Genomic DNA, 12,293 nt, shown 5'->3' with positions numbered 1-12,293 from the left:
GTGCTAGCGTGCCGCCATGAAAGTCACACGAAACACTCCGACCCAACTGATCCTTGCCGACACGCCCTGGTTCATTGGAATCATGCTGGTCTTTTTCATATTGACCTTTGTCGGCGCAGGGCTGGTCATGGTCAGTGACGGCGGCGAGAATATCTGGTTCGGGCTGTTCTTTGCACTAATCGGCGGCGGGCTAGGTGTCGGGGCGTTCTGCGTTTTCGTGCGGCGGGTTCAGGTCATTCTGGACCGCACAAAGAACCGCATTCTGATCCGCAGGCAGTCTGTCTTTGGCTATGAAGCGGTCGAGCATCAGCTGTCCAGCCTGTCCCATGCCGAAGTTGAAAGCTCGACTTTCCGCAGCGACAGCAGCAGTTCGACGCTGTATCGCCCGGTTCTTGTGCTGGACAAGGGAATGAGCGAAGGGCGTCATCCGATTGTCGATGCGTACTCGAACGGGCGCGGCGCGCATAAACTGGTGGACGCGGTCAATGCATGGCTGCCCGCGCAGCAGGAAGACGCGAAGGAACAGGCCTGACGATTACAGGACTTGTCCATGCTCCAGCCAGGCTCGGTCAGCCGGTGTCACCATTTCGGACAGGCGCGCGTCGTACCGGGCCATGTCATCGGCGGTCAGCTTGCCCTCCCATTTATTGCTGGTCCCGGACGCGAAGAACTGCGCGTAATCCTGAAACGCGCTTTTGAAACCGGGCTGCTGCGAAGCGCGCCGGGCGTTTTCCTTCATTGAACCAAAGCTTGCGGCTTCAGCGATATCGTCGATCATTTCTGGTGCGATCTCGGTCCCCAAGATGTTTGCGATCCGCGCCGCCTGCCCCGGCAAATCACGGCTGAGTTCCGCGTAATGCAGGAAATGAATGTTTGGCAGATGCCGGAACGCGCAGAATGAACGGTAATGGTGGACGTATGAGGCCAGCGTCAGATCGTCGGTGCCCTTTGACGAGGCGGGCCGGTCCAGAAACATCGCGAAGGCTTCGGAAAGATCATCGGGAAACAGGTAGTCCAGCCAGTCGTCTTTCATGTTTTCCACATGACGGCGCAGCGAGAAATGCACGTCAACCGGATGACGATGCACCACCAGATAGGTCGCATCCGGTGAATAGGTGATCCCGTCCAATGGCGTGTGGGTCTTGATGCACCGTCTGTGCGTTTGTGCGGCAAGTATTCTGTCCTGCTCCTCACGATTTCTGAAACCGCAATCCAGCCAGGGTGAGACCGCGTTGTTGTACACGGCTGGATCCGCGGTTTTGGTGATCAGCATTCGTACCAGCGTCTGCGTCCACGTTGTGCCGCATTTGGGAGGCGTGCAGACAAAGATGTCGTCGGGACGGATTATGAAGTCGGACCAGATATCGGTATTCGTGACTTCACCGACATAATCCCTGGTGCGCTGCGGCAATGGTTGACTCATGACCAAACTCCAAAACTGACCCCGACCTTTGGACGCTACACCAAGTGGCCAGATGCTCAAAGCGTTTGCCTTGACTCGCAGAGCCCAGAGGCGTAGATGACCGCCAAACATCCGGAAGCGTCTTGATCTTCCGGTCCCTTGAGTCGTTCAGGGATCGCCCCCCACCAGCGAGTTTCGCCCGTGGGGGCGTTTGTGCATTTAACCGACGCATCCTATCTAGGACGCGCCACCAGATAACCGGCTAAGGAGGCCGAAGGCATGTTTGAAAATCTATCCGAACGCCTTTCCGGCGTCTTTGATCGGCTGACCAAACAGGGTGCCCTGTCTGAAGAAGACGTCAAGACCGCCCTGCGCGAGGTCCGTGTTGCCCTGCTCGAGGCCGACGTCTCGCTGCCGGTGGCGCGTGAATTCGTCAAGAAGGTGCAGGACCAGGCGACCGGTCAGGCGGTGACCAAGTCGATCACCCCCGGTCAGCAGGTCGTCAAGATCGTGCATGACGCGCTGGTCGATACCCTGCGCGGCGAGGAAGACCCCGGCAAGCTGAAGATCGACAACCCGCCCGCCCCGATCCTGATGGTCGGTTTGCAGGGTTCGGGTAAGACCACCACCACCGGTAAACTGGCCAAGCGCCTGAAAGAGAAAGAGGGCAAGAAAGTCCTGATGGCCTCGCTCGACGTTTATCGCCCGGCGGCGATGGACCAGCTGGCGGTTCTGGGCGCGCAGGTCGGCGTTGATACGCTGCCGATTGTACCGGGCCAGAAACCCGTCGACATTGCCAAGCGCGCCAAGCAGCAGGCCACATTGGGCGGCTATGACGTCTACATGCTGGATACCGCCGGTCGCCTGCATATCGACGAAGTGCTGATGGACGAGGTCGAGCAGGTCCGCAACGCGGTTGACCCGCGCGAAACCCTGCTGGTGGTTGACGGCCTGACCGGTCAGGTCGCCGTTGAGGTGGCCGAAGAATTCGACGCCAAGGTCGGTATCTCGGGCGTGGTCCTGACCCGGATGGACGGGGACGGGCGCGGTGGTGCGGCGCTGTCTATGCGCGCGGTGACTGGCAAGCCCATTCGCTTTGTCGGTCTGGGCGAGAAGATGGACGCGCTGGAGACCTTCGAGCCGGACCGGATCGCCGGACGTATTCTGGGCATGGGCGACATCGTTGCCCTGGTCGAAAAGGCCCAGGAAACGATGGAGATGGAACAGACCGAGCGCATGATGAAGCGCATGGTCAAAGGTCAGTTCAATATGAACGACCTGAAGATGCAGCTGGAACAGATGATCCAGATGGGTGGCATGCAGGGCATGATGGGCATGATGCCGGGCATGGGTAAAATGGCTAAGCAGATGGATCAGGCGGGTCTGGACGACAAGATCCTGCGCCAGCAGATCGCCTTGATCCAGTCCATGACCAAACGCGAGCGCGCCAACCCGCAGCTGCTACAAGCCAGCCGCAAGAAACGGATTGCAGCCGGTTCGGGGATGGAGGTCAGCGACCTCAACAAGCTGCTCAAGATGCACCGGCAGATGTCGGACATGATGAAGAAGATGGGCAAGATGGGCAAAGGCAAGATGCTGAAACAGGCCATGAAGGGCATGTTCGGCAAAGGCGGCCCCAGCCCCGAAGACATGGCAGCCGGCATGGACCCCAAGGCACTGGAACAGGCGGCCAAGGCAATGGGCGGCAAAATGCCCGGCGGACTGCCCGGCCTGGGCGGCGGCATGGGGCTGCCTCAGGGCCTGAGCGGGTTTGGCAAGAAGAAGTAATGAACGCCGTCGCCCAACATATCCCCCGGCTTGAAACCGAGCGCCTGATCCTGCGCGCGCCGTCCGAGGCTGATCTGGACGCCGATACCGCGTTCTTTGCCAGCGATGCGGCAAAATTCGTCGGCGGGCCACTGCGCCGGGATGAGGTCTGGCGACTGATCGCTTCGCTGCTGGGCCACTGGTCCCTGCGCGGTTACGGGTTCTGGAGCGCTGAGGAAAAAGCCTCGGGCACTTATGTCGGGCGGATCGGGCTTTGGTGCCCCGAAGGCTGGCCCGAACCCGAGATCGGCTGGACACTGATGAACCATGCCACCGGCAAGGGTTACGCGACCGAGGCGGCACTGGCCGCACGGTCTTATGCGTATGATGTTCTGGGGTGGGAAACGGCGATCTCGCTGATTGATCTGGACAATCATGCCAGCAAGGCGGTGGCGAAACGGCTGGGCGCGCAGTTCGAGTATCACTATGACCACCCCAAATTCGGCAAGTCCGAGATTTGGCGGCACCCCGCGCCTGCCGATCTGGTGAATGGCGGGATGGAGGCCTACGCATGACCGCGTTCACCATCCCCACCGTTGAAACCGAACGTCTGATCCTGCGCGCGCCGCATCTGGATGATCTGCCTGCGCTGACCGCATTCTTTGCAACCGAGCGCAGCCATTTGGTGGGCGGACCCCGGGACGCGCTGGAAAGCTGGGGCATGTTGGCCAGACGCCTTGGGCACTGGGCGTTGAAAGGATTTGGCCTTTGGCACCTGACCGAGAAATCCAGCGGTCGGTTCGCAGGCAACGTCGGCCTGATTGACGCCCCCGGCTGGGACGAGCCTGAACTGGGCTGGACCGTGATGGAAGATTTCGAAGGCAAAGGCTTTGCCTACGAGGCGGCGCTTGCCGCCCGGTCCTATGCGGCGCGGCATCAGGGCCTGAACGGGGTGATTTCGTATATCGCCCACGAAAATGACCGCTCGCGCGCTTTGGCCGAACGGTTGGGTGCTACGCTGGAGCGCGACAATGCCGAACTGCTGGGCCAGCCCTGCCAGGTGTGGCGACACCCCAAGATTGACGTTTCGACAGCCGAAAGGACCGGCCAATGAACAACCCCGTGACACGCGCGGCTGCATTGCTGAAAGAGCATCGCGAAAGCATCGACCGGCTGGACGCGATCCTTGTCTATACGCTGGGCGAGCGGTTCAAACACACACAGGCCGTTGGCAAGCTCAAGGCCGAACACAACCTTCCCCCGTCCGATCCCTCGCGTGAGGCCACGCAGATCGCACGGCTTGAAGACCTGGCGAAAGAGGCCGATCTGGACCCCGATTTCGCCAAGGCTTTTCTGAATTTCATCATTCAGGAAGTCATCCGACACCACAGGAAACACCAAGGGTGAACCAGAGGTTCAACAAGTTGAAAGTGAACCAGAGGTTCAACAAACACCAGAATTAACCGGAAATGACACCGGCCAATCAAATACACGCCTTCGGCGTGATGCCATTCAAAGGAGATACCACCATGGCAATGAAAATTCGTCTCGCCCGCGCAGGCTCGAAAAAACGTCCGTTTTACCGCATCGTCGCGGCTGACAGCCGGATGCCGCGCGACGGCCGTTTCATCGAGAAACTGGGCACCTACAACCCGCTGCTGCCGAAAGACAGCGAAGAGCGTGTGAAAATGGACATGGAACGCGTTCAGCACTGGCTGGATCAGGGCGCCCAACCCACCGACCGTATCGCACGTATGCTGGAAGCTGCCGGCACCCGTGACAAGGCCGAGCGCAACAACCCCAACAAGGGTACCCCGGGCAAGAAAGCTCAGGAACGCGCGGAAGAGAAAGCTGCAAAGGCTGCGGAAGCTGCCGAAGCGGCTGCTGCACCGGCTGAAGAAGCGGCTGCAGAAGAATAAGCAGGCCGAAGCGTGCGGGATCAGACCTTTACTGACGCATTTCGCACGCAGTTCGATCTGTTGTTGCGGCTCCGGCGCGATGTGCGACGGTTCCGAGGCGACGCGGTAGACGAGGCAGTGCTTGCGCGCTGCCTCGACGCGTTTCGGCTGGCCCCCTCCGTGGGGCTAAGCGAGCCGTGGCGCGTGATCCGCGTCGAAAGCGCGGCGGCCCGGGCTGCGGCGCTAAGGAATTTCCAAACCGCCAATGATGACGCCCTGGCGGGATATTCCGGCGACAGGGCGCAGCTTTACAGCCGCCTGAAACTGTCGGGAATGCAGGAAGCGCCGGTGCAACTGGCCGTCTTCTGCGACGACAGCACCGACAAGGGGATGGGTCTTGGCGCGGGCTCGATGCCCGAGATGCGGCGTTATTCCGTGGTCTCTGCGATCACCCTGTTCTGGCTGGCCCTACGGGCCGAGGGGCTGGGGCTGGGCTGGGTATCCATTCTGGACCCCGAGCAGATGGCGCGCGATCTGGATGTGCCGGACAACTGGCGTCTGATCGGGTATTTTTGCGTCGGGTGGCCAGAACAGGTGTCCGACACCCCCGAACTTGAGCAGGTTGGCTGGGAAAACCGGGCCGACAGCCTGAAGATCGAAACAAGGTAGGGCCGCATGTTCGGATTGATACGCCTTCCCATTCTGCTGCTGATCGCCTTTATTGTGGGCGTGTTCTTTGAGCGCAACAATCAGCGCGAAGCCTGCGAAGGGCTAGGCGAATGGAGAAACGGGATCTGTTTGACGACGGGGGCTGCCAATGAATGATCTGATCTGCGTCGGCAGCGTCGCGGGGTCTTATGGTGTACGTGGTGAAGTGCGCCTGAAAAGCTTCTGCGCCGTTCCCGAAGATATCGAGACGTATTCGCCACTGACGGATGAAACCGGCAAGGAACGTTATCCGGTGGTTCTGACGCGTACGATCAAGAACGGTTTTGCCGCCCGTCTTGGCGGCGTCGAAACCAAGGAACAGGCGGATGCCCTGAACGGTTTGCGCCTGTTTGCGCGGCGCGATCAGTTGCCCTCGTTACCCGATGACGAGTTCTACCACACAGACCTGATTGGGCTTGAGGTCTATGACACCGGCGGCACCCTTCTCGGCAAGGTCAAATCCGTGCAGAACCACGGGGCCACGGACCTGCTGGAACTACACGGGCCGGGCCTGAAGGCGACGGTTCTGCTGCCGTTCACGATGCAGGTGGTGCCAACCGTCGATCTGGAACAGGGCCGCATCGTGGCCGACCCGCCCGAAGGCCTGATCTGATGCGACGTGTTCTGCTGCATCTGGGTTTTCACAAGACCGGCATGACGGCAGCACAGTCCTTTCTGCACGAAAACCGCGAGCTGATCTGGCCGCATTTCGCTCTGGTTCTTCCGTATAAGACCCGCAAGGCCGGGTTGAACGAAGCGGCCACGCGCCATTCGATCTATCGACTGGATGACACGCTGGCGGGTTTTGGCGGTCAGTTGCACAGTTTTTTCGACGGTCTGGATTTCGGAGCACGCCGGGGATTGATCCTGAGCGAAGAGAATTTTCTGGGCCTGCGCCCCAGCAGGAACAAAAGCGAAGGATACGGGGCGGCACCCGAACTGGCGGAAACGGTGGTCAGCGTGCTGCGCCGCCGTCTGATGGGCGACGAAACCGACATCACCGTCTACCTGTCGTTGCGCAATCGCGATACGTGGTTGCGCAGCCTTTGGGCGCATGATCTGCAACTGTCGCGCATGGTTCAGGACCTGGACGGATTTTGCGCCGATCTTGCGCATCTGCCATCGCCACAGGACACGGCAGACCGGATCAGGGACCGGTTGCTATCTGTCACGGTACGGACCGCGTGGATGGAAGCGCTGAAAGGCCACCACCTTGGATTGGGCGCACCATTTGCCGAATTTCTCGCCCTGCCACCCGGGAAATCTGCGCAGCTTGTGAAGCCCGTGCATGAAAGCCCTCAGCTGTCCGACGACGTTCTGAGGGAAATGCTGGCCCTGAACCGATCATCGCTGGACGAAGCGGCATTGATCACTCAGAAAAAGGCCCTGATTCGAACCGCCCAACATGAACTGGCCCGCCAGAAATGACTGACAAACCCGGCAAATCCCATGGTCGCAAGGCGATCCGGGCCACGCTGAAACCGCGTGAGCTGATGACACCCACCCCGGACCTGCACGGCGTCTGGAAAGCCAAGGTTATCACCCTATTTCCAACTGCCTTTCCGGGCGTTCTGGGGGAAAGCCTGACCGGCAAGGCCCTGCAAGAGGGGTTGTGGCAGCTGGAAACCGTGGACTTGCGGCAGTTCGGTGTCGGCAGGCATCGCAACGTGGATGACACGCCTGCCGGGGGCGGCGCGGGTATGGTTTTGCGGCCCGATGTGTTGGGCGAAGCCATCGAGCACACCATGGCGGGCATTCAGGGCAACTGGCCACTGATTTACCTCAGCCCGCGCGGGCGGCGCATGGACCAGCGCATGATGCAGACCCTTGCGCGCTGCGATGGCATGACCCTGTTGTGTGGCCGGTTCGAAGGCGTGGATGAGCGCGTGCTGGAGCATTACGGTGTGCAGGAGGTCTCGTTGGGGGATTTCGTGATGACCGGCGGTGAGATTGCGGCGCAGGCCCTGATCGATGCCACGGTGCGCCTGATCCCCGGCGTTCTGGGCAATCAGGCCTCGACCGAAGAGGAAAGCTTTTCCTCGGGCCTGCTGGAACATCCGCAATACACCCGCCCGGCAGATTGGAAAGGCCGCCCGATACCCGAGGTTCTGATGTCGGGCCACCACGGCCGCATCGCCGAATGGCGTCACAAGATGGCTGAGGATATAACCCGCGAGCGGCGCCCGGATATCTGGGCCGACTATGCAAAATCCCGGTCGGATTCGTCTGAGTGACAGACCGAATTGTTGCAGACATGCCGCAGGTTCTGTGTTTGCCAGAATTCTATTTGCAGTTGATCATCTTCCAAAATATGCACGTTTGAAAGCCCTGCGTTTTCAGGGCCTTAAAACGAAAGACTAATTGCATTATGAAGAAGTTATTGCTTGGCGCTTTTCTGGTTGCCTCTGCCTGTACGACCAAACCACTGGGGATGTCCGTTCCAACGCAAGCCGGTCACAATCTGCATTCGGCGCGGGTAGCGGTCGATTCCTGTTCTCTGGAAGCTGACGAAGGCGGAAACAGCGCCGTCATCGGGGGATATGCAACGAATATCCTTTTATGGGGTATCCTCATCGGCCCAGCGATTACCGCCCCGATCCAGGACGAACTGCGCACGCAGGGCGAAATCGATCAGGTGGACCGCTGCCTGCAAGAGCGCGGTTTCGAACGCCGGGAACTGAGCGCAGGTGAATCGTTCTGGGTGCGCAACGCCTTTGGGGAAGAGCGTGAGCGCCGGTTGGACCATCTGGTTAGCGGCGGCACCATTGAAACCTACGGCGCACCAAAGACCTAACCCCCGGCCTTCCATCTGGCCCAGACGTCTGGCGTGCCATTGAAAGTGTTGATGTCCACTCGGCCCTGAACGCCCGGCACCAGACCAGTGCCGGTATATTGCCAGAATCGCCAGACCGCGCGGGGATAGACAGTGCGTGGGTGGCCTGCGACCGATCTCAGCCAGAACTCGGTCTTGGGCAGGCGCCCGATATCGGTGTCTTCATAGAAATCCACCGTGGTATAGACGATCGGGCGGCGGCCATAATGTCGTTCGAGAATGTCCAGAAAATGCTGCGCCTCGGCCCGGACGGTTCTGCCATCGGGGCGCAGCGTGCAGGTCTTGGAATGCGGCGTCCATTCCATATCCAGCACATGCGGCAGGTCTGCCCCTTTGGGCACGTTCTGGATGAACCAGCGGGCCTGTTCCCGGGCCGAGCGGCAGAAATAATAATAGTGATAGGCGCCCCAAGGCACACCGGCCGACTGCGCGCCGCGGCGGTGATCGTCGAACAGGGGATCTGCCACGTCACCGCCTTCAGTGGCTTTCAGAAACACAAAGCTGACACCTGATGCCCGGGCCGTGCGCCAGTCAATCGGCCCCTGCCAGCGTGACACGTCAAGGCCATGGATCGGGTATTGTCCGGGGTGGCTCCCTTCCCAGTCATGGGGATCCGCGTCGCCAAAATCGGGGTAGATCACAAGTGGTGCTGTCCTGTCCACGCCCGGAACGGGTTCGACGGCCTGAGGTTTCGGGCCGCCTCGACCGCAAGACATCAGCGCAACGGCCGTTATGGCCAGCATGAATGCCAATCGCATCATAGGGTCCTGTCTGAAATATCTGCTCATATTATTTGCCTCAGAATGCCTGATCTGGGCCGCTTGGCAACGCCTTAGTTTCAGGCTGGCGGATTCCTACCGGCCCGTTCGGCAAGACAGGGCGTTTTTCCCTTGATCCCTGCCTGCAATACCCTTAAACGACCGCAATCCGGTGCCGCGTTCTGCGACTCCGGTGTTTTGGTTTGCACCATGGCGTGACGTCCCGTTTTCTTCGGCAGGGATGCGCCGGGTCAGGCCAGACCAAAGGAACATTCGATCTGACCTCTGGCGGGCTGTACGCAGGACCCGGTGAAGACCAAGAGCTCTCAGGCCGTGCCCAACTTCGTGGACCAACCACGAGCAGATAGGAGAAACTGCGATGGACCTGATCGCACAGCTTGAGGCGGAACAGATTGCCGCCCTGGGGAAAGACATCCCTGATTTCAAAGCCGGTGACACTATCCGTGTCGGCTATAAGGTGACCGAAGGGTCGCGCACCCGTGTGCAGAACTACGAAGGCGTCTGCATCGCGCGCAACAACGGCAGCGGCATTGCCGGTTCGTTCACCGTTCGCAAGATTTCGTTTGGCGAAGGCGTGGAGCGTGTGTTCCCGCTGTATTCGACCAATATCGACAGCATCACCGTTGTCCGCCGCGGCCGCGTTCGTCGCGCCAAACTGTACTATCTGCGCACCCGTCGCGGTAAATCCGCGCGTATCGCAGAGGTTTCCAACTACAAGCCCAAAGCTGGCGCCGAAGCGTAAGGAGCGGAAAGATGAAAAAAGACATCCATCCCGATTATCACGTCATCGACGTCAAGATGACCGATGGCACCATCGTTCAGATGAAATCCACCTGGGGCAGCGAAGGCGACCAGCTGGCACTGGAAATCGACCCTTCGGTACATCCTGCATGGACCGGTGGTTCGTCGCGCCTGTTGGACGCTGGCGGCCGCGTGTCGAAGTTCAAGAAGAAATACGAAGGCCTGGGTTTCTAAACCTTTGCCACAGTCTTTCAAAGGAAGGTCGCCAGCGGGCGGCCTTCTTTCGTTTCAGGCCCCTGCTTTCCCCGGTTTCTGATCCTTTGGTTTTGTAAGTTCAGCCGCGTCGTGCAATGGCGGAACCGGACCGCGCAGCAACAGCAGCGCGATCACCAGCCCGATACAGGCCGCGATAGCAGCCATGAGCATCGCCGCATCAAAGGCATTATCCCGCAGATCACGCAGCGCCCCGGCCAGCGCTGAACCAGTTGACGGGTCAAGCCCGGCAATCAGCTGTTCCACCTGTGTTGCCGTGCCATGCGTCAGGGCGCGCGCAAGGTCGCCGCGCTGTGCCGACCCGTCGGGCAGCGCCGCGATGACTTCGGACAGGCCGGAGCGGATGGTCAGGGACGCGGCCAGACCGCCGACAACCGATCCCATCGTGGCCCCGAAATACAGGAATGTGTTGATCACCCCGGCCCCCTGTCCGACATGTTCGTCGGGCAGCAACCGAAGCCCGAGACGGGGCAGCAACGAAAAACAAATGCCGATGCCAACCCCCACAATGATCAGCTTCCACCAGATTTCAGCATAGCTGTCGATGTTCGAGGTTGTTGTCAAAAGCAGGAAGCCGCAGGCCATCAGCCCCATTGCAGCGCTCACCGGCCATTGAAAACTGTATGGCGCAAGCAGGCGCGGAGCGGTGACGGAAATGACAAACATGCTCAAGCTCAGCGGCAGTATCGCGACGCCCGCCTCAACCGGTGAATAGCCGAACGCGTCCGGGGATTGGACGAACACGTTGAAATAGATAAAGAAACAAAACAACGCAAATCCCACAAAGAACATCCCCGTTGCCGCCATAAGGTAGCGCGGGTGCCGGAAATATCGGAACTCGACCAGCGGATCGTCGCTGCGCCGCGAGGTATAAACCAGACCGACAGCCGCCAAAGCGGCGACCCCCAAAGGAACAATGGTCAGGGCATTGTCCCATCCGCGTGCTTCACCGTTGCTGAGTGCGAATGACAATGGACCCAGAAGCAAGACAATGGCTATCGCCCCTGCGGTATCGAATTTCGCACCCTGAAGGCGCGTATCCGGGACATAGTTTTTCCTGCTGACCTGCAGGCCGATCACAAACGCAATGGCAAGCAATACAAGGTCCGTGGCGAATACCCCGCGCCAGCTCAGGAAGTTGGCAAAACTTCCTCCGACTATGGGCCCGACGCCTATCGCAAGGCCCACGATTGCGCCCCAAACACCGGTCACGCTGGCCCGTTCTTCCTCGGGCGTTGCGGCGGTCAGCAGGGACAATGAGGTGCCGAACAGGGCCGCAGCCCCCGCCCCCTGCGCGCCACGCCCAATCAGCAGCATCGCCGCGTTCTGTGAAAACAACACAGAAGCAGAGCCGCAGGCAAACACGATCATGCCAAAGAAAAAGACACCCATCTTGCCCGTGATGTCCCCAAGCCGACTTTCAATCGTCACAAGGGTCGCGCTGGCCACTGTGTAGATCGCCATCACCCATTGCAGGCCCGAAGGTGTCAGGTCGAACTCGGCCTTCAGATATGGAAGGATGGTCGCAACAGCGGTTGTGTTGAAGCCAACGACCATCATGCAAATGGCCGTCATTGCAAGAACAACGCGTGAACCGCCTGAACTTTCCGCAGCAGTGTCCGGCATGCCTATGCCCCTTTCACCTGCTTTGAAGATGAACCGAAGAGGACCCGTGCAAAGCCTGCAAGGTTATTCGGTGTAAATCTGTTTGGTATTTAACCAAATTTTCCGCCCCCCGCATAGTTTTCACGATCCGGACCAAGCGGCGTCACCGCGAAAGGACCCTTTGGGAGGGCGATCTGTACATGTGTGAATCAGGCAAACGGCGCGATTGATTCCAGTGCGGATCGTTGCAGGCAGCGGTTGTTCAAGATGTTTGGGACTAGGCGCCG

The 12,293-nt window shown here is 59.8% G+C and carries 17 protein-coding genes; 14 read left to right on the top strand and 3 right to left on the bottom strand.

What is annotated here, in order from left to right; translation table 11 throughout:
- Window positions 1-16 precede the first annotated feature (16 nt).
- Window positions 17-532: a hypothetical protein gene (locus tag ACR0DS_RS12180; RefSeq protein ID WP_480559635.1), complete on the top strand. Its 516-nt coding sequence runs from the start codon at window positions 17-19 to the stop codon at window positions 530-532.
- A 3-nt stretch (window positions 533-535) separates the two neighbouring features.
- Here the strand turns inward: ACR0DS_RS12180 and ACR0DS_RS12175 are convergent, their stop codons facing one another.
- On the bottom strand, window positions 536-1,423 hold the full coding sequence (locus ACR0DS_RS12175) for a sulfotransferase domain-containing protein (RefSeq protein ID WP_480559633.1): 888 nt from the start codon (window positions 1,421-1,423) through the stop codon (window positions 536-538).
- A gap of 258 nt (window positions 1,424-1,681) precedes the next feature.
- On the opposite strand from ACR0DS_RS12175, the gene ffh reads away from it, so the two are divergent.
- The 11 genes from ffh (at window position 1,682) to ACR0DS_RS12120 (ending at window position 8,569) form a co-directional block, all read left to right on the top strand.
- Window positions 1,682-3,190, top strand: coding sequence for a signal recognition particle protein (gene ffh / locus ACR0DS_RS12170; protein WP_209506127.1), 1,509 nt, complete (start codon window positions 1,682-1,684; stop codon window positions 3,188-3,190).
- The gene (locus ACR0DS_RS12165; protein ID WP_480559631.1) at window positions 3,190-3,744 is read left to right on the top strand and encodes a GNAT family N-acetyltransferase; all 555 of its coding nucleotides are present in this window, start codon (window positions 3,190-3,192) and stop codon (window positions 3,742-3,744) included. The genes ffh and ACR0DS_RS12165 overlap by 1 nt, the downstream gene beginning before the upstream one ends.
- A complete protein-coding gene (locus tag ACR0DS_RS12160) occupies window positions 3,741-4,283 on the top strand; it encodes a GNAT family N-acetyltransferase (protein WP_480559629.1) in 543 nt (180 codons plus the stop codon). Before ACR0DS_RS12165 ends, ACR0DS_RS12160 begins: the two co-directional genes overlap by 4 nt.
- A complete protein-coding gene (locus ACR0DS_RS12155; protein WP_209506121.1) occupies window positions 4,280-4,576 on the top strand; it encodes a chorismate mutase in 297 nt (98 codons plus the stop codon). The genes ACR0DS_RS12160 and ACR0DS_RS12155 overlap by 4 nt, the downstream gene beginning before the upstream one ends.
- A gap of 122 nt (window positions 4,577-4,698) precedes the next feature.
- Window positions 4,699-5,088, top strand: coding sequence for a 30S ribosomal protein S16 (gene rpsP, locus ACR0DS_RS12150; protein WP_209506119.1), 390 nt, complete (start codon window positions 4,699-4,701; stop codon window positions 5,086-5,088).
- A gap of 12 nt (window positions 5,089-5,100) precedes the next feature.
- Window positions 5,101-5,736 (top strand): 5,6-dimethylbenzimidazole synthase, encoded by a 636-nt coding sequence (gene bluB, locus ACR0DS_RS12145; protein WP_480494701.1) that lies wholly within the window; start codon window positions 5,101-5,103, stop codon window positions 5,734-5,736.
- Window positions 5,737-5,742: 6 nt separating this feature from the next.
- Entirely contained in the window at window positions 5,743-5,892 is a 150-nt protein-coding gene (locus ACR0DS_RS12140) for a hypothetical protein (RefSeq protein WP_209506115.1), read from the top strand.
- Window positions 5,885-6,388, top strand: a complete 504-nt coding sequence (rimM, locus tag ACR0DS_RS12135; RefSeq protein WP_267365325.1) for a ribosome maturation factor RimM — start codon at window positions 5,885-5,887, stop codon at window positions 6,386-6,388. Before ACR0DS_RS12140 ends, rimM begins: the two co-directional genes overlap by 8 nt.
- Window positions 6,388-7,203 (top strand): hypothetical protein, encoded by an 816-nt coding sequence (locus tag ACR0DS_RS12130; protein WP_480559627.1) that lies wholly within the window; start codon window positions 6,388-6,390, stop codon window positions 7,201-7,203. The genes rimM and ACR0DS_RS12130 overlap by 1 nt, the downstream gene beginning before the upstream one ends.
- The gene (gene trmD / locus ACR0DS_RS12125) at window positions 7,200-8,009 is read left to right on the top strand and encodes a tRNA (guanosine(37)-N1)-methyltransferase TrmD (protein ID WP_480559625.1); all 810 of its coding nucleotides are present in this window, start codon (window positions 7,200-7,202) and stop codon (window positions 8,007-8,009) included. Before ACR0DS_RS12130 ends, trmD begins: the two co-directional genes overlap by 4 nt.
- A 134-nt stretch (window positions 8,010-8,143) precedes the next feature.
- Entirely contained in the window at window positions 8,144-8,569 is a 426-nt protein-coding gene (locus tag ACR0DS_RS12120) for a hypothetical protein (protein WP_480473933.1), read from the top strand.
- On the opposite strand, the gene ACR0DS_RS12115 is transcribed toward ACR0DS_RS12120, so the two are convergent.
- A complete protein-coding gene (locus ACR0DS_RS12115; protein ID WP_480473934.1) occupies window positions 8,566-9,366 on the bottom strand; it encodes a glycoside hydrolase family 25 protein in 801 nt (266 codons plus the stop codon). The two genes, ACR0DS_RS12120 and ACR0DS_RS12115, sit on opposite strands and share 4 nt — an antisense overlap.
- 379 nt (window positions 9,367-9,745) lie before the next feature.
- On the opposite strand from ACR0DS_RS12115, the gene rplS reads away from it, so the two are divergent.
- Both rplS and rpmE read left to right on the top strand, forming a co-directional pair.
- Window positions 9,746-10,129, top strand: coding sequence for a 50S ribosomal protein L19 (rplS, locus tag ACR0DS_RS12110; protein ID WP_480473935.1), 384 nt, complete (start codon window positions 9,746-9,748; stop codon window positions 10,127-10,129).
- 11 nt (window positions 10,130-10,140) lie between these two features.
- Window positions 10,141-10,362, top strand: a complete 222-nt coding sequence (rpmE, locus tag ACR0DS_RS12105; protein WP_480473936.1) for a 50S ribosomal protein L31 — start codon at window positions 10,141-10,143, stop codon at window positions 10,360-10,362.
- 54 nt (window positions 10,363-10,416) lie between these two features.
- Here rpmE and ACR0DS_RS12100 read toward each other — a convergent pair whose 3' ends face one another.
- The gene (locus tag ACR0DS_RS12100) at window positions 10,417-12,027 is read right to left on the bottom strand and encodes an MFS transporter (protein ID WP_480559623.1); all 1,611 of its coding nucleotides are present in this window, start codon (window positions 12,025-12,027) and stop codon (window positions 10,417-10,419) included.
- Window positions 12,028-12,293 lie beyond the last annotated feature (266 nt).

Source organism: Ruegeria sp. AF5, from assembly GCF_056541905.1.
The sequence above is the reverse complement of the archived record's forward strand: the minus strand, read 5'-3'. Positions and strand labels throughout refer to the sequence as shown.

Excerpts from the sequence above, each read along its gene's own strand:
- ACR0DS_RS12180 (WP_480559635.1), top strand. The coding sequence starts at position 17 with ATGAAAGTCACACGAAACACTCCGACCCAACTGATCCTTGCCGACACG.
- ACR0DS_RS12175 (WP_480559633.1), bottom strand. The coding sequence starts at position 1,423 with ATGAGTCAACCATTGCCGCAGCGCACCAGGGATTATGTCGGTGAAGTC.
- ffh (WP_209506127.1), top strand. The coding sequence starts at position 1,682 with ATGTTTGAAAATCTATCCGAACGCCTTTCCGGCGTCTTTGATCGGCTG.
- ACR0DS_RS12165 (WP_480559631.1), top strand. The coding sequence starts at position 3,190 with ATGAACGCCGTCGCCCAACATATCCCCCGGCTTGAAACCGAGCGCCTG.
- ACR0DS_RS12160 (WP_480559629.1), top strand. The coding sequence starts at position 3,741 with ATGACCGCGTTCACCATCCCCACCGTTGAAACCGAACGTCTGATCCTG.
- ACR0DS_RS12155 (WP_209506121.1), top strand. The coding sequence starts at position 4,280 with ATGAACAACCCCGTGACACGCGCGGCTGCATTGCTGAAAGAGCATCGC.
- rpsP (WP_209506119.1), top strand. The coding sequence starts at position 4,699 with ATGGCAATGAAAATTCGTCTCGCCCGCGCAGGCTCGAAAAAACGTCCG.
- ACR0DS_RS12140 (WP_209506115.1), top strand. The coding sequence starts at position 5,743 with ATGTTCGGATTGATACGCCTTCCCATTCTGCTGCTGATCGCCTTTATT.
- rimM (WP_267365325.1), top strand. The coding sequence starts at position 5,885 with ATGAATGATCTGATCTGCGTCGGCAGCGTCGCGGGGTCTTATGGTGTA.
- ACR0DS_RS12130 (WP_480559627.1), top strand. The coding sequence starts at position 6,388 with ATGCGACGTGTTCTGCTGCATCTGGGTTTTCACAAGACCGGCATGACG.
- trmD (WP_480559625.1), top strand. The coding sequence starts at position 7,200 with ATGACTGACAAACCCGGCAAATCCCATGGTCGCAAGGCGATCCGGGCC.
- ACR0DS_RS12120 (WP_480473933.1), top strand. The coding sequence starts at position 8,144 with ATGAAGAAGTTATTGCTTGGCGCTTTTCTGGTTGCCTCTGCCTGTACG.
- ACR0DS_RS12115 (WP_480473934.1), bottom strand. The coding sequence starts at position 9,366 with ATGCGATTGGCATTCATGCTGGCCATAACGGCCGTTGCGCTGATGTCT.
- rplS (WP_480473935.1), top strand. The coding sequence starts at position 9,746 with ATGGACCTGATCGCACAGCTTGAGGCGGAACAGATTGCCGCCCTGGGG.
- rpmE (WP_480473936.1), top strand. The coding sequence starts at position 10,141 with ATGAAAAAAGACATCCATCCCGATTATCACGTCATCGACGTCAAGATG.
- ACR0DS_RS12100 (WP_480559623.1), bottom strand. The coding sequence starts at position 12,027 with ATGCCGGACACTGCTGCGGAAAGTTCAGGCGGTTCACGCGTTGTTCTT.